Raw genomic sequence first — 25737 nt, 5'->3', positions numbered from 1 at the left:
CCTTGCAACCGGATCGCTCCCTGCCTATCAGGGCGGCAAAGCGACACGCCGTCAGTTTCAGCCGCAGAGGACCGACATGGACATCGAAGCCCGCCGCAAGGCCGACCCCGCCCATTGGAAACTGGCCAGCGCCATCCGCGTCCTGGCCATGGATGCGGTGCAGGCCGCGAATTCCGGACATCCGGGGATGCCGATGGGCATGGCCGACGTGGCCACCGTGCTGTTCCAGAAGCACCTGAAATTCGACGCCTCGGCGCCCAACTGGTTCGACCGCGACCGCTTCATCCTGTCGGCGGGCCATGGCTCGATGCTGCTTTACGCGCTGCTGCACCTGACCGGTTACGAGCAGATGACGATGGAGCAGATCCGCAACTTCCGCCAGCTGCACGCGATCACCGCCGGCCACCCGGAATACGGCCATGCCGAGGGCATCGAGACGACGACCGGCCCGCTGGGTCAGGGCATCGCCACCTCGGTCGGTTTCGCCGTCGCGGAAGAGGCGATGCGGGCGGAATTCGGTGCGGACCTGTGCGACCACCGCACCTGGGTCATCGCCGGCGACGGCTGCCTGATGGAGGGAATCAGCCAGGAGGCGATCGGTCTGGCCGGGCGTCAGCAACTGGGCCGGCTGATCGTGCTCTGGGACAATAACAACATCACCATCGACGGTCGCGTCACCATTTCGGACAAGACCGACCAGCTGGCGCGCTTTGCCGCCTCGGGCTGGCGGGTGCTGGAATGCGACGGCCATGACGCCGCCGATATCGACCGCGCCCTGACCGCAGCGCAGCAGGAGGACGGCCGCCCGGTGCTGGTCTCGTGCAAGACCATCATCGGCTTCGGCGCGCCGAACAAGGCCGACAGCCACAAGGTCCACGGCTCGCCGCTGGGGGCCGAGGAGATTGAGGCTGCGCGCGTTGCCATCGGTTGGGAACATGGTCCCTTCATCATCCCCGACGACATCGCCGCTGACTGGCGCGCCATCGGTGCCCGTGGCGCCGAGGCCCGCGCCGGCTGGAACGCCCGCGTCGACGCGCTGGCCGCCGACGCCCGCAGCGAATTCGCCCGCCGCATCAACGGCGACGTGAACCCGCACCTGGCGCCGACGATCACCGCGCTGAAGGATCAGGCGGTTGCCGCCAAGCCGAAGATCGCCACCCGGAAGGCCAGCGAGAACACGCTGGAAGTGCTGAACCCGGTGATGCCGGAAAACTTCGGCGGGTCGGCCGACCTGACCGGTTCGAACAACACCTTCACCAAGGATCTGGGCATCTTCTCGCCCGAGGACCGCAAGGGCCGTTACCTGAACTATGGCATCCGCGAGCATGGCATGGCGGCGGCGATGAACGGGCTGTGGCTGCATGGCGGCTTCCGCCCCTATGGCGGCACCTTCATGACCTTCACCGATTACGCCCGCGGCGCCATGCGCCTGTCGGCGCTGATGGGCCTGCCGGTTGTTTATGTCATGACCCATGACAGCATCGGTCTGGGCGAAGACGGCCCGACCCACCAGCCGGTCGAGCATCTGGCGATTTCGCGCGCCACGCCGAACACGCTGGTGCTGCGTCCCTGCGACCAGGTGGAAACCGCCGAGGCTTGGGAGATCGCGCTGTCGCAGATGAGCCGCCCGACGGTCATGGCCCTGTCGCGCCAGAACCTGCCGGAGCTGCGGGTCGAACCTTCCGCCGGGAACCTCTCGGCCAAGGGCGCCTATGTGCTGCGCGCCGCCTCGGGCGGCACGCCTGCGGTGGTGCTGATGGCCACCGGGTCCGAGGTCGAGATCGCCGTCGCTGCGCGTGAGGTGCTGGAAGCCGAAGGCACGCCCACGAGCGTCGTCTCGGTGCCGTCGATGGAGCTCTTCCGCGAACAGGACGCCGCCTATCGCAGCGACGTGCTGCCCGCCGGCACCGTCCGCATCGCCATCGAGGCCGCCGTGCGCCAGCCCTGGGACTGGCTGCTGCTGGGCGAGCGCGGGCGCGAGGAAAAGTCGGATTTCGTCGGCATGATGGGCTTCGGCGCTTCGGCCCCGGCGCCCGAGCTCTACGAGGAATTCGGCATTACCGCCGAGGCCGTGGTCGAAAAGGCCAAGGCGCTTCTGTGAGACGCGGTTCCGCCTCCGGCGGGGATATCTGGATGAAGAAGAAGCCCTTTCCTCTTCATCCGATGATCCCTGCCCGGGCGGAATGATGCGGGGGCTGCGGCGGCCGGGCAGTGACCAGTCCGCCGGCATCCTGCTGCTTCTGGCGGCGATCTTCAGCTTCACGCTGATGGACGCCACCGCAAAATACCTGACGCAATTCTATCATCCCGCACAGGTGGTCTGGGCGCGCTTCGCCGGCAACATGGTTCTGCTGGTGGCGATCTTCCACGTCCGCATCCCGACGCTGATGCGCACGCGCCGGCCGGGGGTGCAGTTCCTGCGCTGCCTGACCCAGATCGGTTCGGTCGGGCTGTTCTTTTCCTCTCTGCAATATATCGGGCTGGCCGAGGCCACCGCGATCATGGACATCAACCCGGTGCTGATCACCCTTGGCGCGGCGCTGTTCCTGGGCGAAAGCATCGGCATCCGTCGCGCGCTTGGCATCGCCGCTGCGCTGGCCGGCGCGCTGATCATCATCCGGCCCGGCATGGGCGTGTTCCAGCCCGCCGCGATCCTGCCGCTGATCGGCGCCTTCACCTATGCCGCAGGCGCCTTGCTGACCCGCGTGGTCCGGGGCGATTCCACCGCCACCTCGCTGTTGTGGTCGACGGTTTTCGGCACGCTGATCGCCAGCATCGCCGTGCCCTTCTTCTGGCAGCCGATCCAGATGGAACATCTCTGGGCCTTTCTGCTGATCGGGGTGCTGGGGGCGGGCAGCCAGGCCATGCTGATCCGCGCCTTTGCCCTGGCCGAGGCCGGTGCCATCGCGCCCTTCGGCTATACCGGGCTGATCTGGGCCGGGGTCTGGGGGGCGCTGTTCTTTGGCCAGATCCCCGATGGCTGGACCATCCTCGGCGCCGCGATTATCGTGGCCGCCGGCATCTATGTCTGGTCGCGCGAGGCGGCTTTGGCGAAGGCCGCAACCCGGAAGGCGTGAATGAGCGACGAGACCGAGGAGAAGCCAGACCTGCGCGACCGGCTGGCCAATGGGGCCTTTCTCGCGGTCATGGGGATCGCCCGGCTGCTGCCCTATGACCGCCGTATCCCGACGGTGGGCTGGTTCTTCTCGCGCCTGCTGGCCCCGGTCGCCGGCTGGCGCAAGCGCATCCGCGACAATCTGGCGCTGGCCCGGCCGGACCTTTCATCCGACGAGGTCGAGGCGCTGGTCCGGGCGGTGCCGGACAATGCCGGCCGCTCGCTGGCCGAGATCTATTCGGGCAGCGAATTTACCGACCGCATCCGCGACAGCAACCCGATGGAGGGGCCGGGCGTCCCGGCGCTGGAGGCCGCGTTCAAGACCAACCGTCCGGTGATCCTCGCCTGCGCCCATTTCGGCAATTACGACGCCATGCGCGCGGCGCTGGCGGCGCGGGGCTGGCCGGTGGGGGCGCTCTATCGCCCGATGAACAACCAGGCGTTCAACGCCCATTACATCCCGGCCATGCGCGCCATTGCCGAGCCGATCTTTCCGCGCGGCCGCGCCGGGTTGACCGCCATGCTGCGCTTCCTGCGCGGTGGCGGCTGGATGGCGCTTGGCTTTGACCAGTATCAGCGCGACGGGGCGGAGCTGCGCTTTTTCGACCTGCCGACCAAGACCGTGCTGACGCCGGCGGAACTGGCGATCCGCAATGACGCGCTGGTCGTCCATATCGCCGGCATCCGCCAGCCGGACGGGCTGTCCTTCAAGGTTCATGTCGGCGCGCCGTTGCAGCCCGACGAGCCGGCAGTGATGATGCAGGCGCTGAACGACGATCTGGAGCAACTGGTCCGGCGGCACATGGATCAGTGGTTCTGGATCCATCGCCGCTGGAAATAGCGCCGCACAGGCCCTGCGCATCCCTGCAGGGCCGCCGCCACTTGCACAGGCTGCACTTCTGATCCCAGATAGGGGCAAAGCGGGTGGCATATGGCCACCCTGCAAGCGGAGCATAGGGTCATGAAAAAACTGGGTTTCCTCTCCTTTGGCCATTGGTCGCCGGATCGCGGCTCGCAGGTGCGGACTGCTGCCGATGTGTTGCAGCAATCGATCGAACTGGCGGTCGCCGCCGAGGAACTGGGCCTTGATGGCGCCTATTTCCGCGTCCACCATTTCGCCCGGCAACTCGCCTCGCCCTTCCCGCTGCTGGCGGCGGTGGGCGCGCGCACCAAGACCATCGAGATCGGCACCGGCGTCATCGACATGCGCTATGAGAACCCGCTCTACATGGTCGAGGATGCCGGTTCGGCGGACCTGATCTCGGGCGGGCGGCTGCAACTGGGGATCAGCCGTGGTTCGCCCGAGCAGGTGGTCGATGGCTGGCGGCATTTCGGCTATCAGCCGGGCGAGGGCGAGGATGGCTCGGCGATGGCGCGGCGCCATGCCGAGGTATTTCTGAACCTGCTCGAGGGCCAGGGCTTTGCCGAGCCGAGCCCCCGGCCGATGTTCCCGAACCCGCCGGGGCTTCTGCGGCTGGAACCGCATTCCGAAGGGTTGCGCGAGCGGATCTGGTGGGGCGCGGCCTCGGACGCTACGGCGGTCTGGGCGGCGGAAATGGGGATGAACCTGCAAAGCTCGACCCTGAAGAACGACGAGACGGGCGAGCCTTTCCACATCCAGCAGGCCACGCAGATCCGCAAGTTCCGCGAGGCGTGGAAAGCGGCCGGGCACGCGCGCGAGCCGAGGGTTTCGGTCAGCCGCTCGATCTTTGCGCTGATGAACGATCAGGACCGGATGTATTTCGGCCGGGGCGGGAAAGAGAGCGACCAGATCGGCCAGATCGACGATTTCCGCGCCATCTTCGGTCGCGGCTATGCCGATACGCCCGACCGTCTGGTGACGCAGCTGAAAGAGGACGAGGCGATTGCCGAGGCCGATACGCTTCTGCTGACGGTGCCGAACATGCTGGGCGTCGAGTACAACGCCCATGTCATCGAAAGCATCCTGACCCATGTGGCGCCCGAGATGGGCTGGCGCTGAGGGGGTGGAGGGCGCCCGCTGAGCGCGGGCGCCGCTCTCAGACTTCCTCGATCCGGAGTTCCACCGGCTCGCCCGACAAGACGCCGGTGCGGGGCAGGGCCTCGATGGCGTGGTCGATGGCCTCGGGCGTGGTCTTGTGGGTGACGATCAGCACCGGCACCCGGTCATCCTCGCCATGACCATATTGCCGCATCCGGTCGATCGAGATGCCGGCATCGCCCAGGACCGAGGCCACCTTGGCCAGCGCGCCGGGTTTGTCCTGCAATTCCATCCGCATGTAATAGGCGGCCGGAACGGCGGTGCGGGCGGGCTGGGCGTTTCGCAGGCTGTCCGCCGGCTGGCCGAAGACCGGCAGGCGCACGCCACGGGCGATCTCGACGATGTCGGACATGACGGCACTGGCCGTCGGGCCTTCGCCGGCCCCGGCACCGCGCAGCACGATCTGGCCGACGCTGTCGCCCTCGATCACCACCATGTTGGTGCCGCCATGCAGCTGCCCCAGCGGGCTGTCGGCGGGCACGAGGCAGGGCGACATGCGCTGTTCCAGCCCGCGCGCGGTCATCTGCGCCACGCCCAGAAGCTTGATCTTGTAGCCCATGTCATGGGCGCGGCGGATATCGTCGATGCTGACCCGCTCGATCCCCTCGATCTCGACGCCGTCGAAATCGACCTTGGTGCCGAAGGCGATGGCCGAGAGGATGGCGAGCTTGTGGCTGGCATCGATGCCGCCCACGTCCAGCGTCGGATCGGCCTCGAGATAGCCCAGCTGCCGCGCCTCCTCGAACACCGTGTCATAGGGCAGGCCGGCACTTTCCATCCGCGTCAGGATGTAATTGCAGGTGCCGTTCATCACCCCCATGACGCGGGTGATGCCATTGCCCGCCAGCGATTCCGTCATCGTCTTGATGACCGGGATGCCGCCCGCCACCGCCGCTTCGAAGCGGATCACCCGGCCAAGGCTTTCGGCCAGCGACGCCAGTTCCTGACCATGCACCGCCAGAAGCGCCTTGTTCGCCGTGACCACATCCTTGCCGGCGCGCAAGGCGGCCTCGATGCTGTCCTTGGCGATGCCGGCATCGCCGCCGATCAGCTCGACATAGACATCCACGTCATCGCGCACGGCCAGCGCCATCGGATCATCGACCCAGCTGATCGCCGACAGGTCGGCATCGCGGTTCTTCATCCGGTCGCGGGCCGAGACGGCGGTGATGGCGATCGGGCGGCCCGAACGCGCGGCCAGCAGATCGACATGTTTCTGCACGATCTTGACCACACCGATCCCGACCGTGCCGAGCCCGGCAATGCCAAGGCGTAGGGGCGCTGACATGATGTCCCTCTTCTTCCCGTATCGGCAGGGTGTTAGCGCGGACGAGGGCGCGTTGCAACGCGCGAAAGCGCGGGGTCAGAGCCAACGGCGGGTGCGGCTTGCATATTCGGGGTAGCCCTGTGGAAAGGCCGCCGTCAGCCGCGCCTCTTCCGGCCCGATGAAGCGGCGGTTGATGATCCAGACGAAGAGCGGGATCAGGACCAGCGCGGGCAAAGCGCGGAAGGCAAGGCAGAGGCCGACGAGCAGCAGGGCATCGCCGAGATAGATCGGGTTGCGCGAGAACCGGAACGGCCCGCCGGTGATCAGCCGCGCGGGTTGGCCATGCGGGTTGACGGTGGTGTTCGCGCGGCGGAAATGCATCACCGCCCAGAGCATCAGCGCGAAGGCCGCCAGCACCAGAAGCCAGCCGAGTGCGACAAATAGTGAGGCACCCGAGCGCAGGGCGTGACCGATGAGCCAGATGGCGACGGCAAACCCCAGCGTCCAGACCGGCGGGTAATCCGCGGACAGGGGCCAGCCCGGTTTGCCCTCACGCCTCGACATCATCCCAGCCCAGCCATTCGCCATCGATCCCGGTGGCCCGCATGATGCCAACCACCCGCCGCGCGGTTTTCAGCGTCATGGCGTGCACCGCCATCACCTCTTCGACGCCCATGTCGTCGGGAAAGCTTTCGCCGCGTGTGTTGATGAAGGTCGGATGCCATTGTCCCGGTTCCTTCCCGCGCCGCCACGAGGCATGGCAGAGCAGGTTGCGCTTCATCCGGATATCGGCCAGCACCCCGGCCAGCTCCTGCCGCTCTGCCATCCGGCCATTGCGCAGCGCGGCGAGGAAGCTGTCGATCAGCGTGCCAAGCGTGTCATCTGCGATATCCTCCATCCGGCGCAGCCATTTCTGCATCGCCTTTTCACTGACCTCCTCGCCAAGGTCCTTGCGGGTCAGCGAGAAGATGGCGCGCTTCAGGGCTTCCTCGAGGAAACCGAAGGCGGAAACGGCATGGCCGATGGCGGTGGCCATCTCGTCGGACAGGCGGTCGGGGGCGCGGGGTATGGTCATGGGCCTGATCTAGGCACAGAAAAGGGGGGCTGTCTGCCCCCCTCTTGGCCTTCGGCCAATTCACCCCCCGAGGATATTTCCGCGAGAAGGAAGGGGGGCGATGTCGCGGATCAGGCCGCGCGGGCCTGACGGATCAGCTGAAGGATATCGGCGGCGGCGGCGGGGATATTGGTGCCCGGGCCGAAGATCGCCTTGACGCCCGCCGCTTTCAGGAAGTCGTAGTCCTGCTGCGGGATGACGCCGCCGCAGATCACCAGGATCTCGCCCGCGCCCTGCGCCTTCAGTGCCTCGATCAGCTTCGGCGCCAGCGTCTTGTGGCCGGCGGCCTGCGACGAGATGCCGATGACATGCACGTCATTGTCGATGGCATCCTGTGCCGCCTCGTCCGGGGTCTGGAACAGCGGGCCGACATCCACGTCGAAGCCGATATCGGCAAAGGCGGTGGCGATCACCTTGGCGCCGCGATCATGGCCGTCTTGACCCATCTTCACCACCAGCATGCGCGGGCGGCGGCCTTCCTCTTCGGCGAATTTTTCCACGTCGCGCTGGATGGCGGCAAAGCCCTCGTCGCCCTCATAGGCGGCGCCATAGACACCGGCCAGCGTCTTCACCTCGGCGCGGTGGCGACCGAAGATCTTTTCCATAGCCATGCTGATCTCTCCGACTGATGCACGGGCGCGGGCGGCCTCGACCGCCGCCTCCAGCAGGTTGCCGCCATCCTTGGCGCGGCGGGTAAGCTCCTCGAGCGCGGCCTGGCAGGCGGCCTCGTCGCGGCTGGCGCGGATCGTCTTCAGCCGGGCGATCTGGGCGTCGCGCACGGCCATGTTGTCGATGTCGAGGATGTCGAGCAGGTCTTCCTTGTCCTTGCGATACTTGTTGACGCCGACGATGACCTCTTGCCCGCGATCGATCATCGCCTGCCGACGGGCGGCCGATTCCTCGATCCTGAGCTTGGGCATGCCCGAGGCGACGGCCTTGGTCATGCCGCCCATCTCCTCGACCTCCTCGATCAGCGCCCAGGCCTTCTCGGCCAGTTCCGCCGTCAGGCTTTCGATGTAATAGGACCCGGCCAGCGGATCGACGACATGGGTGATGCCGGTTTCCTCTTGCAGGATCAGCTGGGTGTTCCGCGCGATCCGGGCCGAGAAATCGGTGGGGAGCGCGATGGCTTCATCCAGCGCATTGGTGTGCAGTGACTGGGTGCCGCCAAGCGCCGCCGACATGGCCTCGTAGGCCGTGCGGATGACGTTGTTATAGGGGTCCTGCTCCTGCAGGCTGACGCCCGAGGTCTGGCAATGGGTGCGCAGCATCAGCGAGCTTTGCTTCTTCGCGCCGAATTCCGACATGATCCGGTGCCACAGCATCCGCGCGGCGCGGAGTTTCGCGATCTCCATGAAGAAGTTCATGCCGATGGCGAAGAAGAAGCTGAGTCGCCCGGCAAAGACATCGACATCCATGCCCGCCGCGATGGCCGCGCGCACATATTCGCGCCCGTCGGCCAGCGTATAGGCCAGTTCCTGCACCAGGTTCGCCCCGGCTTCCTGCATGTGATAGCCGGAAATCGAGATCGAGTTGAACCTGGGCATCTCGTTCGAGGTGTATTCGATGATGTCGGCGATGATCCGCATCGAGGGTTCGGGCGGATAGACATAGGTATTCCGCACCATGAACTCTTTCAGGATGTCGTTCTGGATGGTGCCCGACAGCACGGCGCGGGAGTGGCCCTGTTCCTCGCCCGCGACGATGAAGCTGGCGAGGATCGGGATCACCGCGCCGTTCATGGTCATCGAGACCGAGACCTTGTCCAGCGGGATGCCGTCGAAGAGGATCTTCATGTCCTCGACGGAATCGATGGCCACGCCGGCCTTGCCCACATCGCCCTCGACGCGCGGGTGGTCGCTGTCATAGCCGCGATGGGTGGCGAGATCGAAGGCCACAGAAACGCCCTGCTGCCCGGCGGCGAGGTTCCGGCGATAGAAGGCGTTCGATTCCTCGGCAGTCGAGAAGCCGGCATATTGCCGGATGGTCCAGGGCCGGCCGGCATACATGGTCGCGCGCGGGCCGCGGGTGAAGGGGGCGATGCCGGGCAGGCTGTTCATATGCGCCAGCCCGTCGGTATCCTCGGCCGTGTAAAGCGGCTTGACGGTGATGCCTTCCAGCGTGTCCCAGTTCAGGCTGTCGGGCGATTGACCCTTCAATTCCTTCGCCGCCAGCGCCTGCCAGTCGGCCAGTGTCGGTTTCGTGTCGTCGGTCATGTCTTATCCGTCCTTTCGTCCCGGCCCGTCTGCCCTATATTCCAAGGGAAAGAGGTGCCGATGAATCTGAGACCCGTACTGATGGTGATGCTTCTGGCCGCGATGGGGCCGGGGAAATCCGGTGCCTTGCCCGAGGCTGCGGAGGTTGCGCCCGAGGCCCAGCCTGAGGCCCAGCCCGAACCGGCGCCCGAGGTGGTGGCTGAGCCCGTGGCGCCCGAACTGGTGATCATGGATGCCGCGCAAGCCACGCCGGAAGAATTCCTGTGGCAGCGCCGCCCGGTCGTGGTCTTTGCCGACACGCCGCAGGACCCGGCCTTTGTCGAGCAGATGAATGCCATCACCGCCCGCGCCGCCCTCTTGGCCGAGCGGGACGTGGTGGTGATCACCGATACCGCACCCGATGCCCGAACTGTGTGGCGCAACACCCTGCATCCACGCGGTTTTTCGCTGGTCCTCATGGACAAGGACGGTCAGGTCAAGCTGCGCAAGCCGCTGCCCTGGAGCGGGCGCGAGATCGGCCGGGCCATCGACAAGTTCCCGCTGCGCCGGCAGGAGATCGGCCGGGCGGGGGTGCTGCCCTAGCCCTGCGGTGCGCATCGGGGGCAGTGCTGGGGTGCGACGCGAAATATTGTGGAACTGCGCGACCTGACCTATATTGTTGGTGACGGCGGACCGTTCCGCCGCGACGGAGGATGGCGCGATGACGAATTCGGCAGTCGAGAAACCGACCCCGCAAAACCTGCGGTCGCGGGTGCTGCGCGAGTTCCGCGAGGAACGCGAAGCCGCCGAGCGCGCGAAACCGGCCGCCAAGCCAGCGCGCCGCCGCGCGAATGAGATTACCAGTGCGATTGGACTGACCCCCATCACTGGCCGCTCCGGCCCGAGAATCGCGTATTGAAACCAGACCGGAGCCGCTCCAGTTCCGCCGGCAGGTTTGCCGTCAATTCACGGCGCGCGACAGCCATGCGCTCGGCCAGCAGCGTTTCCACCTCGGCCTGACTTTTTTTCGGATTGGGTCCGCCCTTCAGGCTGGCCGTCAGGATTTCCATTGCCTCCAGCCCGGTATCCCGCGTTTCCTCGTTGATCTCGATATAGTCGCTGAACATCAGCGCCGCCCGTTCGGGATAGTCCTTGGCATTGTTGCGGATATCCTGCGCCAATGCCGAGCGCACCGACAGCAGCCGGTAATAGCGCACCACCGGATCGATCGCCCATTCCGGCAGCATGTGCACATCCTCGACCAGCGCGAGAAAAATCCGGTCATTCGCCTCATGGGGAAGGATAGGCAGGTAGTCTTCGTCGGAAATGAAGTCCAGCGCCGCGAGACCACCCGCATCCTGCTGCGCCTCGAGCGCCACGACATGGGCCCGGATCTCGGCCAGCAGGGCGCGCTGGATGTCGCTGATCCGCTCCCACCGCAGCGAGCGGTCGCGGATGCGCGACAGCCAATGCGTCCAGAACCACCCGGCCGCGACCACGCCACCGCCGACAATGGCGGTGACGAGGGATGCGACAACCCGGTCGTTCAGAAGGAGCGCCTGCCAGTCCAAGGGCCTATTCGAACTCCATGATCACATCATCGACCTTGAGGCTTTGCCCCGGCTCGGCACTGATTGATTTCACCACGCCCTTCCTTTCGGCGCGCAGGATGTTTTCCATCTTCATCGCCTCGACCGTGGCCAGCGCCTGACCCTCCTGCACCTCGTCGCCGGCAGCGACGTTGATCTTCACGATCAGGCCCGGCATCGGGCAGAGCAGGAATTTCGAGGTATCGGGGGCCTCCTTCACCGGCATCAGCCGGGCCATGGCGGCAGCGTTCGGGCGGCGGATATAGGCCTTGAGATCCGCGCCGCGCGTGCGCAGGCGATAGCCGGCGGGGATGCGGTCGACCTTCAGCACCAGCGGCTTGCCATCGACCACCAGCCGGGCGAGGGACTGGCCGGGCAGCCAGTCGCTTTCGACCCGCATGGCGCGGCCGTCGATGGTGACGGTCGAGCCGTCGCGGTCGGCCTCGATCTCGACCGGGATGTCGTGATTGCCGATGAAGACCACCCAATGCTTGCCCACCCGGCGCTCGTGATTGCCGAGCCGCCCGGTGATCCGGGTGCGCCGGATCTCGGCCACGCGGTGCATGGCGGCGGCGGCGGCGGCGATGCGGGCGATGTCCTCGGGTCCCGGTTCGACGCCCTGGAAGCCCTCGGGATATTCCTCGGCGATAAAGGCCGTGGTCATGTCGCCGGCGACGAATTTCGGATGGTCCATCACCGCCGAGAGGAACGGCAGGTTGTGACCGATGCCCTCGACCTCGAAGGTGTCCAGCGCCACGCGCATCGCCTCGATCGCCTCGCCGCGCGTCGGTGCCCAGGTGCAGAGCTTGGCGATCATCGGGTCATAGAACATGCTGATCTCGCCGCCCTCGTAGACGCCGGTATCGTTCCTGACCGCCACCGCGCTGTCGCGGCCGTCGCTGTCGTTCACCCAGTTGCCGGTGGCCTTCAGCGGACCGGCCGCGATCTCGACCGGCGGGCGATAGCGCGACAGGCGGCCGATCGAGGGCAGGAAGCCGCGATAGGGGTCCTCGGCATAGAGCCGGCTTTCCATCGCCCAACCGTTGATCTTCAGATCGGCCTGGGTGAAGGGCAGGGTCTCGCCATCCGCCACGCGGATCATCTGTTCGACCAGGTCGACGCCGGTGATCAGTTCAGTGACCGGATGTTCCACCTGCAACCGGGTGTTCATCTCGAGGAAGTAGAAGTTCTTCTCGCCATCGACGATGAATTCCACCGTCCCGGCGCTGGAATAGCCCACGGCTTTCGCCAGGGCCACGGCCTGCTCGCCCATGGCCTTGCGGGTGGCCTCGTCGAGGAAGGGCGAAGGGGCCTCTTCGATGACCTTCTGGTTGCGGCGCTGGATCGAGCATTCACGCTCGTGCAGGTAGACCGCGTTGCCATGCTTGTCGGCCAGAACCTGGATCTCGATATGGCGGGGCTGGGTCACGAATTTCTCGATGAAGATGCGGTCATCGCCAAAACTGTTGGCCGCCTCGTTCTTCGAGCTTTCAAACCCCTCGCGCGCCTCCTGGTCGCTCCAGGCGATGCGCATGCCCTTGCCGCCGCCGCCGGCCGAGGCCTTGATCATCACCGGGTAGCCGATCTGGTTCGAGATCTTCACCGCCTCGTCGGCATCGGCGATCAGACCCATGTAGCCGGGCACGGTCGAGACGCCGGCCTCCTGCGCGATCTTCTTCGAGGTGATCTTGTCGCCCATCGCCTCGATGGCGGGCGAGGGCGGGCCGATGAAGGCGACGCCGGCGGCTTCCAGCGCCTCGGCGAATTTCATGTTCTCGGACAGGAAGCCATAACCCGGATGCACCGCCTCGGCGCCGGTCTGGCGGATCGCCTCCATGATCCTGTCGATCACGATATAGGACTGGTTGGCCGGCGGCGGGCCGATATGGACGGCCTCGTCGGCCATCTTCACATGCAGCGCGTTGCGGTCGGCGTCGGAATAGACGGCCACGGTCTTGATGCCCATCTTGCGGGCGGTCTTGATGACCCGGCAGGCGATCTCGCCCCGGTTGGCGATCAGGATTTTCTTGAACATGGCTGTCCCTGCGGCTTGTCTTGAGACGGAAAACGAAAAACGCCGCCCCCGCGCAAGGCGGGAACGGCGTCAAGGGTCGGGGATACTGCGGCGGCCGGCTGGCCGCGCAGGATCAGGCTGTTACTGGCAGAGGCGAACGTCGTCGCAAAGCGCACCGCCGGCAGCGCCGATGGCAGCAGCCTTGTAGTAGTCGCTTTCCTTGCGGCCGCCGACATGGGCAGCGGTCGCGCCGACAGCGGCGCCGATGATGGCGCGGTCGGTGTCGGTCGGGTTGATCCCCTGGGTGCAGCCGGCGACGGCAAAGCCGAGCGCGGCAATGGCTGCGAACATTGCGGGTTTACGCATGGATGTGATCCTTCAGTTTGCTCGAAGGACGGAACTGAACCGCCCCGTATTGACCGAACTGCAACCCCCGCGACGCCCGTTGGTTCCGGCGACGCGGGTTCACGGTTGCGTTGATCAGTAGCGAGGCTGGCAGACGCCGGCGTCGTCGCACAGCGCACCGGCTGCACCACCCAGAGCCGCGCCGGTCGCGATGTCTTCGTCAAGCGCCTTGGCGATGACGGCACCGGCGACAGCACCGCCAGCAGCGCGCTGCGCGTCGGGCGACAGGCCGGTCTGGTAGCCGGGGGCGCAGGCCGCCAGAGTGGCCGCGACGACGAGGGCGCCCGCAGGGCGGAAAAGGGTCGAGATTTGCATTGGTCTTCGCCTGTAGTTGAGACCCGCTTGGGGGTCGGTTGTAGATTTGCGCTGAATATTGCACGCAACAGAGGGCCGTCAAACTGACAAGCATGTGACGCGACCTTCATGGGCGGCAAATCGCGCATCAGTCACGATCCTCTTGATCTTCGTCCCAATCCTCGTCCTCGCCGTCGGCATCATCGCCAACCTGCTTGAACAATTGGGGAAAAGAGGCCTCGGCTGCAGCCAGATCGACCCGCAGCAATTGCTCGTAATCGGTCGGGTCGAGTTGCCCAACTGCAACAACCTCGCGCCCGATCAGCCAGGAGAGGCGACCGGCATCGAGGTTTCCGCGTTGAAACTCTTCACCTCCGAAATGCTCGATCAGCGCCGCAAGAAATCCCTCGTCGGCGGCGCGGTCGTGAGCCCGGCGATCGCGGAATCGCTCGCGCCGGACGATCGGCGTCGCGCCCTTCTTGTTGACGGCGCGGCGGATGGTGAACTGGAAGTCCGAACCGGGAAGACGGCCGGGAAAGCCGCGATGCTTCAGCATGACGCGCCCCCCGTGCGGGCGGCCTGCGGGTTGCGCGGGCGGCAGGGCCACCCGCGCAGACGGGCGTCAGTTGCCGTATTTGCCCTGGTAGACCGGCTCCTGACTGACCGGGACCATCGGGTCGGTGACGACGACATCGGGCTGCTGCTGCGCGCAGGCAGCAAGGACGCCGACCAGCACGAGGGCAAAGGCGAGTTTCTTCGACATATCTGCAAGCTCCTGTTTCGCGGGCCGCGCACGGCCCGACTGCTCGGGTTGACACCGGCGTCTTCACGCGCCGGACAATCCACCTTAGTCACGGGACTCGCGCCGAAACAGTTTCCAGGCTGGTGCCGCGACAGATGCCAACCGCCCTGTGGCGGCGCTGCATCATTCACGGATTCGTGCAAATGCGTCATTCTGGGCGACCTTACAGCGGAATGTTGTCGTGTTTTTTCCACGGGTTCGTCAGCTTCTTGTTGCGCAGGCTGGCGAAGGCCCGGGCCACGCGCCGACGGGTCGAATGCGGCTGGATCACCTCGTCGATGAAGCCTTTCTCGGCGGCGACGAAGGGATTGGCAAAGCGGTCTTCGTAATCCTTGGTCCGCGCCGCGATCTTCTCGGCATCGCCCAGCTCGCTGCGATACAGGATCTCGACCGCGCCCTTCGCCCCCATCACCGCGATCTCGGCGGTGGGCCAGGCATAGTTGAAATCGCCGCGCAGATGCTTCGAGGCCATGACGTCATAGGCGCCGCCATAGGCCTTGCGGGTGATGACCGTGACCTTCGGCACCGTCGCCTCGCCATAGGCGAACAGCAGTTTCGCGCCGTGCTTGATGACGCCGCCATATTCCTGCGTCGTCCCCGGCAGGAAGCCCGGCACGTCGACAAAGGTCAGGATCGGGATCTCGAAGGCGTCGCAGAAGCGCACGAAACGCGCGGCCTTGCGCGAGCTGTCGATGTCGAGGCAGCCGGCCAGCACCATCGGCTGGTTGGCGACGACCCCGACCGTCTGGCCCTCGATGCGGATGAAGCCGGTGATGATATTGGCAGCGTAGTCTTTCTGGATCTCGTAGAAATCGCCCTCGTCGGCGACCTTCAGGATCAGCTCTTTCATGTCATAGGGCTGGTTCGGGTTGTCGGGGATCAGCGTATCCAGACTGTCCTCGATCCGGGCCGGATCGTCGAAGAAGGGCCGGGTCGGGGCCTTGTCGCGGTTCGACAGCGGCAGGAAATCGAACAGCCGGCGAATCTCGGACAGCGCCTCCACGTCGTTTTCAAAGGCGCCATCGGCGACCGAGCTTTTCTTGGTATGGGTCGAGGCGCCACCCAATTGTTCAGCCGTCACCACCTCGTTGGTCACGGTCTTCACGACATCGGGGCCGGTGACGAACATGTAGCTGGTGTCCTTCACCATGAAGATGAAGTCGGTCATGGCCGGCGAATAGACCGCGCCACCGGCGCAGGGGCCCATGATCAGGCTGATCTGCGGGATCACGCCCGAGGCCATGATGTTGCGCTGGAACACGTCGGCATAGCCGGCAAGGCTGGCCACGCCCTCCTGGATCCGCGCGCCGCCCGAATCGTTGATGCCGATGACCGGTGCGCCGTTCTGCATCGCCATGTCCATGATCTTGCAGATCTTCTGCGCATGGGTTTCCGACAGCGAGCCGCCGAAGACGGTGAAGTCCTGCGAGAACACATAGACCATGCGTCCGTTGATCGTGCCCCAGCCAGTGACCACGCCATCGCCATAGGGGCGATCGGCCTCCATGCCGAAATCGGTCGAGCGATGGGCGACGAACATGTCGAATTCCTCGAAGCTGCCCTCGTCCAGCAACAGGTCGATGCGCTCGCGCGCGGTCAGCTTGCCGCGGGCATGTTGTGCGTCGATGCGGCGCTGACCGCCTCCAAGCCGGGCCTGATCGCGACGGCGCTCAAGCTCACCCAGAATGTCTTTCATGGCTGCCTCTCCCGGTAAAGTTGCCGGAAATTAAGGCGGGGACGCGCGAGAGGAAAGCGAAATGCAGAAAATTTGCAAAATCTGTCGCGGGTTCATGATGCAAATTGCGAAATTGCAAATGACCTGCGCCACCCGGTCGCGGTTGATCCACTCTTGACGAGGGGCAGGGGCGCGGGCAAGCGATAGGCATGGTATTGCAGATCGAACTTGGGGCCATCAGGGCCAATTGGCTGGCGCTGTCCGACCGCTCGGGCAAGGCGCGTGCGGGGGCGGTGGTCAAGGCCAATGCCTATGGGCTGGGGGCCGAGCGGGTGGCGCCGGCACTGTACGGGGCAGGGGCGCGGGATTTCTTTGTCGCGCTGGCCGGCGAGGGGCAGGCGATCCGCCCGCACCTGGCCGATGACGCGCGCATCTTCGTCCTCTCGGGGCATATGGAGGGCGCCGATCTGGATGGTCTGGTGCCGGTCCTGAACAGCCCGCAGCAATATTTCCGCGACCGCAGCCTGCGCCCGGGCCAGCCCTTCGCCATCCAGCTGGACACCGGCATGAACCGGCTGGGGATGGAGCCGGCGCAATGGGCCGCGATCCGCGACGAGGCGCTGGCCGAGGGGCCGGCGCTGATCATCTCGCATCTGGCCTGCGCCGATGAGCCGGACCATCCCGCCAATGCCATGCAACTGGCCACCTTCCGCGAGATGACCGAGGGCTGCAATGTCCCGCGCTCGCTGGCCGCGACCGGGGGTATCCTTCTGGGACCGGACTATCATTTCGACCTGACCCGGCCCGGCGTCGGTCTTTATGGCGGGCTGCCCTTTGCCGAGGCGCGGCAGGTCATCCGCCTGTCGCTGCCGGTGATCCAGACCCGCGACGTGGCCCCGGGCGAGTTCGTGGGCTACGGCGCCGCATGGGTGGCCGACAGCCCCCGCCGCATCGCCACCGTCGCTGCCGGCTATGCCGATGGCTTGCACCGGGCGATGTCGGGGAAGGGCGCGAACCTCTATGCCGCCGGCACCGCCTGCCCGATCGTCGGGCGCGTCTCGATGGACCTGATCACCGTCGACGTGACCGGGCTGGCCAAGGTGCCGCCCGCGCTGGACATCATCTGCCCGGCGCAACCCGTCGATGCGCTGGCCGAGCGCGCGGGCACCATCGGTTACGAGATCCTGACCTCCCTCGGCCGGCGCTACGAACGGGCCTATCTGTGAAACCTGTCCGATGGCTGGGCCGGCTGGCGCTGCGGCTGACGCGGGGCATCGGCGCGGTGGCGCTGTTCACCGGGCGGGGGCTGTTCGGCCTGCACCCCTTCCACGGTCGCGCGCTGCTCGCGCAATTCATACAGATCGGCTGGCTGTCGCTGCCGGTCGTCGGGCTGACCGCACTGTTCACCGGCGCGGCGCTGGCCCTGCAGATCCATTCCGGCGGGGCGCGTTTCCAGGCCGGTGACGTGGTTCCGGCCATCGTTGCCATCGGCATGGTGCGCGAGCTTGGGCCGGTGCTGGGCGGGCTGATGGTCGCCGCCCGCGTCGCCAGCTCCATCGCCGCCGAGATCGGCACGATGAAAGTGACCGAGCAGATCGACGCGCTGGTGACGCTGTCCACAGATCCGATGCGCTGGCTGGTCACGCCGCGCCTCTGGGCCGGGTTTCTGACCGTGCCGCTGCTTGTCGGCGTGGGCGATATCATCGGCATCATGGGCGGTTGGATCGTCGGCACGCAATCGCTTGGCTTCACCTCGGCGGCCTATCTCTCGAACAGCTGGGCCTATCTGGAACAATGGGACGTGCTGTCGGGCCTGATCAAGGGTGCGGCCTTCGGGCTGATCGTCGCGGTCAGCGGCTGCTGGTTCGGCATGCGCTCGGATCGCGGCGCGGCGGGCGTGGGGCGGGCGACGAAATCCGCCGTGGTCGCCGCCGCCGTCGGCATCCTTGCCGCCAACTTCCTGCTGACCGGGGCGTTCTTCCAATGAGCGGGCTGGCAAAGAATGGGCCACTGATCGAAACCCGCGGATTGACGAAATCCTTCGGCCCGAAGCAGGTTCTGGCCGGCGTCGATCTGGCTGTGGGGCAGGGCGAGAGCCTTTGCGTCATCGGCCAGTCGGGCACCGGCAAGTCGATCCTGTTGAAATGCATCCTCGGGCTGGTCGAGCCTGACGCGGGCGAGGTGCTGTGGCAGGGCCAGCGCCTGACCCCGGCGCGGCGGCGCGACTTCCTCTCGGGTTTCGGCATGCTGTTCCAGGGCGCGGCGCTGTTCGACAGCCTGACCGTCTGGCAGAATGTCGGTTTCCGCCTGCGCCAGCGCATGTCCGACGCCCGCGCCCGCGCCATCGCGGTGGAAAAGCTGGCCCGGGTCGGCCTTGGCCCCGAAACCGCCGACCTGATGCCGGCCGAGCTGTCGGGTGGCATGGCCAAGCGCGCCGCCCTGGCCCGCGCCATTGCCGATGATCCGCAGGTCATTTTCTTCGACGAACCGACCACCGGACTGGACCCGATCCGCGCGCGCCGCATCAACGAGTTGATCCGCGGCATCGTCACCGAGACCGGGGCGACGGCCATCACCATCACCCATGACATGCAGTCCGTCCGCGCCATCGGCGACCGGGTGGCGCTGTTGCAGGACGGGCGCATTGCCTGGGACGGGCCGGTGGCGCGGATGGCCGCTGCCGACCCGCTCAAGGCCTTTCTGGGGGCCGAGTAGACCCTACCAGTGACCGGTATTTTCCATGCTGGCCCAGGGTTCCGCCGGGGCCAGATGCTCGCCTTCCTGCAACAGCTCGATCGAGACATTGTCGGGGCTGCGCACGAAGGCCATATGCCCGTCGCGCGGCGGACGGTTGATGGTCACGCCCGCATCCATCAGCGTCTGGCACAGCGCGTAGATGTTTTCGACCCGGTAGGCGAGATGGCCGAAATGCCGGCTGTCCGAGGGCAGACCCTCGTCGCCATCCCAGTTATAGGTCAGCTCGATCGGGCAATCGGGCTGGCCCGGCGGCGCCATGAAGACCAGCGTGAAGCGACCCTTCTCGCTGTCGCTGCGGCGGATCTCCTCCAGCCCCAGAAGACGATAGAAGGCCATGCTGGCCTCGAGGTCCTTCACCCGGACCATGGTGTGCAGATAGCGGATTTTCATCATCCTCGCCTTTCGATGCAGCCAGTTTCGGGCCGCAGACTGGCACGGCGACAGCCGGGGCGCAAACCGTTCGCAAGCGGCGCAATTCGGTTGAACGACTCGGGCGCAGGTGGCACAAGATGATGTGGATCGAAAGGGACAGACTACCATGAATACGCCGGTAAGTGCCGACCAACAGGCCGAGATCGACGCGCTGCGCGACACCCCGCAACCCACCCTGCGCGCCGTGTCGCCGGGGATGGAGGCGCATCTTTACACCGCCCATCCGGTGCTGGACCACGGGTTCGTCCGCGTCGTCGACTATATGGGCGACGATGCCGCGATCTGTCAGGCGGCCCGCGTCAGCTATGGCCGCGGCACCAAGTCGGTGCAGAATGACGAGGGGCTGATCCGCTACCTGATGCGGCATTGGCACTCGACCCCGTTCGAGATGTGCGAGGCCAAGTTCCACGTCAAGCTGCCGGTCTTCGTCGCCCGGCAATGGATCCGCCACCGCACCGCCAATGTGAACGAATATTCGGCGCGCTATTCGATCCTCGACCGCGAATTCTACATCCCCCAGCCCGAGCAGCTGGCGGCGCAGTCGCGCCAGAACAACCAGGGTCGGGGCGAGGTGCTGGAGGGCGAGGAGGCGCAGCGCGTCCTGTCGCTGCTGCGCGAGGACGCGATGCGCAGCTATGACCATTACGAGGCGATGCTGTCCCAAGCCCAGCCTGATGGAACACCCCAGCAGGGTCTGGCGCGCGAGTTGGCGCGGATGAACCTGCCGGCGAATATCTATACGCAATGGTATTGGAAGGTCGATCTCCACAACCTGCTGCATTTCCTGCGCCTGCGCGCCGACCCCCACGCCCAGTACGAGATCCGCGCCTATGCCGACGCCATGTGCGCCATCGTCGCCGACTGGGTCCCGGCGGCCTTCGGGGCGTTCCGGGATTACCGGATGGAGGCGGTGAGCCTGTCGGCGCAGGCAGCGGCGGTGCTGCGGCGGCGGTTGAAGGGCGAGGTGGTCACGCAGGAAGAGAGCGGGATGAGCGCGCGGGAATGGCGGGAGTTTGAGGGGGATTGGGGGTGAGTGTTGTCTCCCACGAACTTAACGTGATCTTGACGAATACCTCCGATAAGGTGGGTGAAAAAGCGAAGGTGCGAAATGTTTGATAAGTTGGCTGGCCAGAAGTTCGGGACGATAATGGCCGACCCCCCTTGGCAGTTTACCAACAAGACGGGCAAGGTCGCGCCGGAGCACAAGCGTTTAAATCGCTATCCGACGATGCCACTCGCCGATATTTGCGCCATGCCGGTGAAGGAACTGGCTGCGGATCCGGCTCATCTCTACCTTTGGGTACCGAACGCGCTGCTGCCGGACGGGCTGAAGGTGATGGAGGCCTGGGGATTTAACTATAAGTCGAACCTGATCTGGGAAAAAATTCGCAAGGATGGTGGACCAGATGGGCGCGGGGTCGGTTTCTACTTCCGAAACGTCACCGAGATCTTGTTGTTCGGTGTGCGTGGGAAGGCCGCCCGAACGCTTGCCCCTGGTCGTTCGCAGGTCAATTTCATTGAATCTATCGAGCCCGATGGTGATCTACTGAAAACCCGCAAGCGGGAGCATTCGCGCAAGCCTGACGAGCAGTATGAGATCATTGAGTCCTGTTCTTGGGGGCCGTATCTTGAGCTTTTCGCACGCGGTGAACGCAAAGGTTGGACGGTATGGGGGAATCAGGCCGACGATAGCTATAAGCCGACTTGGAAGACCTATTCTTTCAACTCGACGGTGGCTGCAGCGGAATGACGGCCGGTGACGATGAAGTGGATGAGGCCTCCGGCCGGGATGATGATGTTTCCTTTGGTCGGAATGCCGATCATCCTGATCTGGTCAGCGGCGCGATACCGGCATCGATCACCGATCGTTTCGAGGTCTATTCCTACCGCAACGCTGCGAGCGTTCTGAAGAACGGATTTCCCGGTCAGTTTGCTTCTATCGTGTCTGTTCTTGAACGATTTGAGATCTCGACACAGCAAATTCGAACACCTGGCGGCAGCAAGTCGGTGATTGCAAAGTATGTCGACACACTTTTCGACCCGCAATGGCGTGAAATGCGTATCTCGGCAGATCTGCATGTCAAACTGCAGTCACCCAAAGGGAGTGAGATCTATGACAGCTACATTCGCGAGGGCTTTCTCGATGGTCATCGCATCGACTTCGTGAATGGCCGTGTGGCCGTAGATCTTGAGTGGAACAGCAAGGATCAGACCTACGATCGCGATCTCTATGCATTCTCGGCCTTCTATGAAGCCGGTGCGATCGATGTCGGGGTTATTATCACGCGTGGTTCGTCACTAGACACGAATTTCTTTCGGCGCCTCGGCAAGGTTTTGACCAAAGATGGCTCCGAAGGCGCAGGCGAGGTGTACAAGAAATATGGCGCGTCAACGACGTGGATGAGAAAGCTGCTGTATCGCCTTGATGCTGGAAGAAACGGCGGCTGCCCGGTGCTGGCATTCGGGATCACGCCACGATGTGTTGTGGATGACGCGTCACAGCCCGCGTAGGGTGGGTTTCCAACCCACCATTCCGGCCGACGCTCACATGGTGGGGTGAAACCCCACCCTACGCCCGCACATTCTCAACCCACTCCCTGACCGCCGCCACACTCTCCGCCTCGTCGAGCCACGGCACATGCGCCCGGTCCGGCACCTCGGCGTAGATGCCATCCGGCCGCCGCCGCCGCATCTCGTCGAACACGTCCCGCGACAACAGATCCGAATTCGCACCCCGGATCAGCGCGACGGGGAAGCCCGCCGTCGCCTCCCAGAGCGGCCAGAGGTCCGGTGTCTCGCCCTCGAAGGCGGCGATAAACGCCTCGCGCAGGGTCGGGTCATAGCGGATCTGCAGGCCGCGCTCGGTCTCGACATAGAATTTTTGCGCGTCCGACAGCCAGCGCCCCTCGGGCACATTGGCAAAGCCGGGGTTCAGCGCGGCCATGCGCTCGGCCACGGCCTCATAGGTTTTCGCGGACGGGTTACGCCCGACATAGTCGAAAATGCGCTCCAGCCCGACGCGCACGATCACCGGGCCGACATCGTTGAGGCAGAGGCCCAGCAGCCGGTCATGCGCGACTGCGGCCAGGAGCATCCCGATCAGCCCGCCGCGCGAGGTGCCCAGCACCGCCGCCTTGTCGATCCCCAGATGGTCCAGCAGCGCCAGCGCGTCCTTGCCCTCTTGCGGCACGGTATAGGTCGCGGGGCCGGTGTAATCCGACTGGCCACGGCCGCGGTAATCCATGCGGATCAGCCGGACATCGGGCAGATGCGGGGCGAGATAGTCGAAATCGCCCATGTTGCGGGTCAGCCCGGCAAGGCAGAGAACGGGCAGGCCGGTCCCCTCGTCGGCATAGGCGAGGCGGGCGCCGTCGGCGGTGGTGAAATGCGGCATTTACAACAATCCGGTCAGGTCGGGAAGAATTCGGGCAGGGCGGTGCGGCAGGCGATCGACCGGCAGCCCGGCACGATTGACCCAGGCGGTGTCGAAGCCGAAGGCGGCGGCGCCATAGATGTCCCAGCCATTCGACGAGACAAAGGTGATCTCCCCCGGTGCCACGCCGAAATGATCGGTGACGACGCGATAGGCCTCGGTCGCAGGCTTGAAGCGTCCGGCGCTTTCCACCGACAGCAGCGCATCCAGATGCGGCGCCAGCCCGGCGCTGGACACGGCATCCTCCAGCATCTGCGGCGAGCCGTTGGAAAATATCGCGGTCTGGCCGCGCTGACGCAGGCGCTCCAGCACCTCCGCCGCCTCGGAATAGGCGGGCAGGCGGCGATAGAGGTCCAAGAGCCGGGCGGTGTCGCTGACGCCATGCCGCTCGGCCGCCCAATCGAGCGCGTCTGACGTCACCTGCCAGAAATCGGCGTGCTCGCCGGTCACGCAGCGCATCCAGCTGTATTCCAGCTGCTTGCGCCGCCAGTCGAAGGACAAAGCCGGCCAGATTGCCGTCAGCGTCGGGTCATCCTCGGCCGCCTGCCGCGCCGCGCCGTCCACATCGAACAGCGTGCCATAGGCGTCGAAGACCCAGATCACAGGTTCTCGCTCTGCGGCATGCCCAGCACGTGATAGCCGCCATCGACCATGACGATCTCGCCGGTGGTCGAGCTGCCCCAGTCGCTGGTCAGCCAGACCGCGGTGCCGCCGATCGCTTCCAGCGTGGCATTGCTGCGCAGGGGTGCATTGGCCTCGGTATGGCGATAGGTCTTGCGAGCCCCGCCGATGGCCGCGCCGGCCAGCGTCTTCATCGGGCCGGGCGAGATGGCGTTGACGCGGATGCCGTCGGTGCCAAGGTCATTGGCGAGATAGCGCACGGTCGATTCCAGCGCCGCCTTGGCCACGCCCATGACGTTGTAGAAGGGGGTGACGCGGTTCGAGCCGCCATAGGTCAGGGTGATGATCGAGCTGCCCGGCGCCATCAGCGGATGCGCGCGCCGCGCCACCTCGATCAGCGAATAGCACGAGATTTCAAGGCTGTGCTTGAAGTTCTCGCGACTGGTATTGACGAAGCGGCCGGTCAGTTCGTCCTTGTTCGAAAAGGCGATGGCATGGACCAGAAAGTCCAGCTTGCCCCAGCGCTCGGAGATCGCGGCAAAGGCGGCGTCGAGGCTGGCGTCATCGGTCACGTCCACATCGACAAGGAAATCCGAGCCGACCGAGGCGGCCAGCGGTTCGACCCGCCGGCCAAAGGCCTCGCCTTGGTAGGAAAAGGCCAGTTCCGCGCCCTGGTCCGCCAGCGCCCTCGCAATGCCCCAGGCGATGGAACGGTCATTCGCGACCCCCATCACAAGGCCGCGTTTTCCGTTCAGCAAATCGCCCATGCACTCAATCCCGGTATTTCGACATCACAAGGGTGGCGTTGGTGCCACCGAAACCAAAGCTGTTCGACAACACGGTATCCAGCCCGGCATTGTCCACCCGCGTGGTGGCAATCTCGTTCGGATTGATCTCGGGGTCCAGCGTGGTGACGTTGGCCGATGCGGTGATGAAGTCGTCCTGCAGCATCAACAGCGAATAGATCGCCTCGTGCACCCCTGTCGCGCCAAGCGAATGGCCGGTCAGCGACTTGGTGGAACTGACGGGCGGCGTGCTGCCCTCGCCCCAGATGCGGCGAATGGCCTTGATCTCGCCCAGGTCTCCGACCGGGGTCGAGGTGCCGTGGGCGTTGATATAGCTGACCTTGCGGTCCTCGGGCAGGGTCGACAGCGCCACGCGCATCGCCCGCTCGCCGCCTTCGCCCGAGGGCGCGACCATGTCATAGCCGTCCGAGGTCGCGCCGTAGCCGGTGACTTCGGCATAGATCTTGGCGCCGCGCGCCAGCGCGTGCTGAAGCTCTTCCAGCACCACCACCCCGCCGCCGCCGGCGATGACGAAACCGTCGCGGGTCGCGTCATAGGCGCGCGAGGCGGTTTCCGGCGTGTCGTTGTATTTTGACGACATCGCGCCCATCGCGTCGAAGAGACAGCTGAGCGTCCAGTCCAGCTCCTCGCCGCCGCCGGCAAAGACGATGTCCTGCTTGCCCATCTGGATCTGCTCGACGCCATTGCCGATGCAATGGGCACTGGTGGCGCAGGCCGAGGTGATCGAATAGTTCACGCCCTTGATCTTGAAGGGGGTGGCAAGGCAGGCCGAGTTCGTCGAGGACATACAGCGCGTGACCATGAAAGGACCCATGCGCTTGGGTGCGCCCTTTTCGATGACGATGCGGTGCGCGTCGAAGAAATTCGAGGTGGACGGTCCACCCGAACCCATGATCAGCCCGGTGCGCTCGTTCGAGACGTCGCTTTCCTCCAGCCCGCTATCGGCAATCGCCTGTTCCATGGCGAGGAAGTTATAGGCCGCGCCCGGACCCATGAAGCGCATGTTGCGCTTGTCGATATGGTCTTCCAGCACGATCTGCGGCATGCCGTGGACCTGGCTGCGGAAGCCGTGCTCGGCATATTCCGGCGCGAAGACGATGCCGGAACGGCCGGCCTTCAGGCTGTCGGTGACTTCGGCAGCGTTATTGCCGATGGGCGAGACGATCCCCAGCCCGGTGATGACGACGCGGCGCATGGG

28 protein-coding genes are annotated in these 25737 nt (G+C 65.5%); 12 read left to right on the top strand and 16 right to left on the bottom strand.

The window, feature by feature from the left end:
- Positions 1-76: 76 nt before the first annotated feature.
- The 4 genes from tkt to Q1A36_RS01035 all read left to right on the top strand — a co-directional run bounded on the left by tkt (position 77) and on the right by Q1A36_RS01035 (position 5096).
- Positions 77-2101: a transketolase gene (gene tkt, locus Q1A36_RS01050; RefSeq protein WP_299838475.1), complete on the top strand. Its 2025-nt coding sequence runs from the start codon at positions 77-79 to the stop codon at positions 2099-2101.
- A gap of 82 nt (positions 2102-2183) precedes the next feature.
- Positions 2184-3077 (top strand): DMT family transporter, encoded by an 894-nt coding sequence (locus Q1A36_RS01045; protein ID WP_299838472.1) that lies wholly within the window; start codon positions 2184-2186, stop codon positions 3075-3077.
- Positions 3078-3956: a lysophospholipid acyltransferase family protein gene (locus Q1A36_RS01040; RefSeq protein WP_299838469.1), complete on the top strand. Its 879-nt coding sequence runs from the start codon at positions 3078-3080 to the stop codon at positions 3954-3956.
- Between the two features lie 120 nt (positions 3957-4076).
- Positions 4077-5096 (top strand): LLM class flavin-dependent oxidoreductase, encoded by a 1020-nt coding sequence (locus Q1A36_RS01035; RefSeq protein ID WP_299838466.1) that lies wholly within the window; start codon positions 4077-4079, stop codon positions 5094-5096.
- A gap of 37 nt (positions 5097-5133) precedes the next feature.
- On the opposite strand, the gene Q1A36_RS01030 is transcribed toward Q1A36_RS01035, so the two are convergent.
- The 4 genes from Q1A36_RS01030 to scpA form a co-directional block, all read right to left on the bottom strand.
- A complete protein-coding gene (locus Q1A36_RS01030; protein ID WP_299838463.1) occupies positions 5134-6423 on the bottom strand; it encodes a homoserine dehydrogenase in 1290 nt (429 codons plus the stop codon).
- Between the two features lie 75 nt (positions 6424-6498).
- Positions 6499-6966 (bottom strand): isoprenylcysteine carboxylmethyltransferase family protein, encoded by a 468-nt coding sequence (locus Q1A36_RS01025; protein ID WP_299838461.1) that lies wholly within the window; start codon positions 6964-6966, stop codon positions 6499-6501.
- Entirely contained in the window at positions 6953-7477 is a 525-nt protein-coding gene (locus tag Q1A36_RS01020) for a hypothetical protein (RefSeq protein WP_299838459.1), read from the bottom strand. Before Q1A36_RS01020 ends, Q1A36_RS01025 begins: the two co-directional genes overlap by 14 nt.
- Before the next feature lie 110 nt (positions 7478-7587).
- A complete protein-coding gene (gene scpA, locus Q1A36_RS01015) occupies positions 7588-9732 on the bottom strand; it encodes a methylmalonyl-CoA mutase (RefSeq protein WP_299838456.1) in 2145 nt (714 codons plus the stop codon).
- A 60-nt stretch (positions 9733-9792) separates the two neighbouring features.
- Between scpA and Q1A36_RS01010 the strand changes: the two genes are divergently transcribed.
- Positions 9793-10314: a DUF4174 domain-containing protein gene (locus tag Q1A36_RS01010; protein ID WP_299838454.1), complete on the top strand. Its 522-nt coding sequence runs from the start codon at positions 9793-9795 to the stop codon at positions 10312-10314.
- A 118-nt stretch (positions 10315-10432) separates the two neighbouring features.
- The gene (locus Q1A36_RS01005) at positions 10433-10630 is read left to right on the top strand and encodes a hypothetical protein (RefSeq protein ID WP_299838451.1); all 198 of its coding nucleotides are present in this window, start codon (positions 10433-10435) and stop codon (positions 10628-10630) included.
- On the opposite strand, the gene Q1A36_RS01000 is transcribed toward Q1A36_RS01005, so the two are convergent.
- From Q1A36_RS01000 to Q1A36_RS00970, 7 genes are all read right to left on the bottom strand, one after another.
- Positions 10596-11282, bottom strand: a complete 687-nt coding sequence (locus Q1A36_RS01000) for a hypothetical protein (protein WP_299838448.1) — start codon at positions 11280-11282, stop codon at positions 10596-10598. The two genes, Q1A36_RS01005 and Q1A36_RS01000, sit on opposite strands and share 35 nt — an antisense overlap.
- A 4-nt stretch (positions 11283-11286) precedes the next feature.
- Positions 11287-13335, bottom strand: coding sequence for an acetyl/propionyl/methylcrotonyl-CoA carboxylase subunit alpha (locus Q1A36_RS00995; RefSeq protein ID WP_299838445.1), 2049 nt, complete (start codon positions 13333-13335; stop codon positions 11287-11289).
- Positions 13336-13455: 120 nt separating this feature from the next.
- Positions 13456-13680, bottom strand: coding sequence for a hypothetical protein (locus Q1A36_RS00990; RefSeq protein WP_299838443.1), 225 nt, complete (start codon positions 13678-13680; stop codon positions 13456-13458).
- A 114-nt stretch (positions 13681-13794) separates the two neighbouring features.
- Positions 13795-14034 carry a hypothetical protein gene (locus Q1A36_RS00985; RefSeq protein ID WP_299838442.1) on the bottom strand — a complete coding sequence of 80 codons (240 nt, stop codon included), beginning with the start codon at positions 14032-14034 and terminating at the stop codon, positions 13795-13797.
- Between the two features lie 127 nt (positions 14035-14161).
- The gene (locus tag Q1A36_RS00980; protein ID WP_299838439.1) at positions 14162-14569 is read right to left on the bottom strand and encodes a hypothetical protein; all 408 of its coding nucleotides are present in this window, start codon (positions 14567-14569) and stop codon (positions 14162-14164) included.
- A 66-nt stretch (positions 14570-14635) separates the two neighbouring features.
- Positions 14636-14776, bottom strand: coding sequence for a hypothetical protein (locus tag Q1A36_RS00975; protein WP_299838436.1), 141 nt, complete (start codon positions 14774-14776; stop codon positions 14636-14638).
- Positions 14777-14978: 202 nt separating this feature from the next.
- Positions 14979-16511 (bottom strand): acyl-CoA carboxylase subunit beta, encoded by a 1533-nt coding sequence (locus tag Q1A36_RS00970; protein ID WP_101751225.1) that lies wholly within the window; start codon positions 16509-16511, stop codon positions 14979-14981.
- 188 nt (positions 16512-16699) lie between these two features.
- Here Q1A36_RS00970 and alr point away from each other — a divergent pair, with 188 nt between their 5' ends.
- From alr to Q1A36_RS00955, 3 genes are read left to right on the top strand one after another with little or no spacing between them, the layout of a single operon-like run.
- On the top strand, positions 16700-17716 hold the full coding sequence (gene alr / locus Q1A36_RS00965; RefSeq protein WP_299838430.1) for an alanine racemase: 1017 nt from the start codon (positions 16700-16702) through the stop codon (positions 17714-17716).
- Complete coding sequence (locus Q1A36_RS00960; RefSeq protein ID WP_299838427.1) at positions 17713-18477, top strand: ABC transporter permease; 765 nt, start codon at positions 17713-17715, stop codon at positions 18475-18477. The genes alr and Q1A36_RS00960 overlap by 4 nt, the downstream gene beginning before the upstream one ends.
- A 23-nt stretch (positions 18478-18500) precedes the next feature.
- Positions 18501-19205, top strand: a complete 705-nt coding sequence (locus tag Q1A36_RS00955) for an ATP-binding cassette domain-containing protein (protein WP_299839307.1) — start codon at positions 18501-18503, stop codon at positions 19203-19205.
- Positions 19206-19208: 3 nt separating this feature from the next.
- On the opposite strand, the gene Q1A36_RS00950 is transcribed toward Q1A36_RS00955, so the two are convergent.
- Positions 19209-19637 carry a VOC family protein gene (locus tag Q1A36_RS00950; RefSeq protein ID WP_299838424.1) on the bottom strand — a complete coding sequence of 143 codons (429 nt, stop codon included), beginning with the start codon at positions 19635-19637 and terminating at the stop codon, positions 19209-19211.
- A gap of 148 nt (positions 19638-19785) precedes the next feature.
- Here Q1A36_RS00950 and thyX point away from each other — a divergent pair, with 148 nt between their 5' ends.
- From thyX to Q1A36_RS00935, 3 genes are all read left to right on the top strand, one after another.
- On the top strand, positions 19786-20712 hold the full coding sequence (gene thyX / locus Q1A36_RS00945) for an FAD-dependent thymidylate synthase (RefSeq protein ID WP_299838421.1): 927 nt from the start codon (positions 19786-19788) through the stop codon (positions 20710-20712).
- 75 nt (positions 20713-20787) lie between these two features.
- On the top strand, positions 20788-21429 hold the full coding sequence (locus Q1A36_RS00940; RefSeq protein ID WP_299838418.1) for an MT-A70 family methyltransferase: 642 nt from the start codon (positions 20788-20790) through the stop codon (positions 21427-21429).
- Positions 21426-22190, top strand: a complete 765-nt coding sequence (locus tag Q1A36_RS00935; RefSeq protein ID WP_299838415.1) for a BglII/BstYI family type II restriction endonuclease — start codon at positions 21426-21428, stop codon at positions 22188-22190. The genes Q1A36_RS00940 and Q1A36_RS00935 overlap by 4 nt, the downstream gene beginning before the upstream one ends.
- Before the next feature lie 58 nt (positions 22191-22248).
- Here Q1A36_RS00935 and Q1A36_RS00930 read toward each other — a convergent pair whose 3' ends face one another.
- Genes Q1A36_RS00930 through fabB form a run of 4 tightly spaced genes read right to left on the bottom strand, consistent with a single transcriptional unit; the run spans position 22249 to position 25734 of the window.
- Positions 22249-23073 (bottom strand): alpha/beta hydrolase, encoded by an 825-nt coding sequence (locus tag Q1A36_RS00930; protein ID WP_299838412.1) that lies wholly within the window; start codon positions 23071-23073, stop codon positions 22249-22251.
- Positions 23074-23715: a haloacid dehalogenase type II gene (locus Q1A36_RS00925; RefSeq protein ID WP_299838409.1), complete on the bottom strand. Its 642-nt coding sequence runs from the start codon at positions 23713-23715 to the stop codon at positions 23074-23076.
- A complete protein-coding gene (locus Q1A36_RS00920) occupies positions 23712-24500 on the bottom strand; it encodes an enoyl-ACP reductase (protein ID WP_299838406.1) in 789 nt (262 codons plus the stop codon). The genes Q1A36_RS00925 and Q1A36_RS00920 overlap by 4 nt, the downstream gene beginning before the upstream one ends.
- Before the next feature lie 4 nt (positions 24501-24504).
- On the bottom strand, positions 24505-25734 hold the full coding sequence (fabB, locus tag Q1A36_RS00915) for a beta-ketoacyl-ACP synthase I (RefSeq protein ID WP_299838403.1): 1230 nt from the start codon (positions 25732-25734) through the stop codon (positions 24505-24507).
- Between the last annotated feature and the right edge of the window lie 3 nt (positions 25735-25737).

The organism is uncultured Paracoccus sp. (assembly GCF_947487305.1).
In the GTDB taxonomy this organism is placed as follows: domain Bacteria; phylum Pseudomonadota; class Alphaproteobacteria; order Rhodobacterales; family Rhodobacteraceae; genus Paracoccus.
The sequence above is the reverse complement of the archived record's forward strand: the minus strand, read 5'-3'. Positions and strand labels throughout refer to the sequence as shown.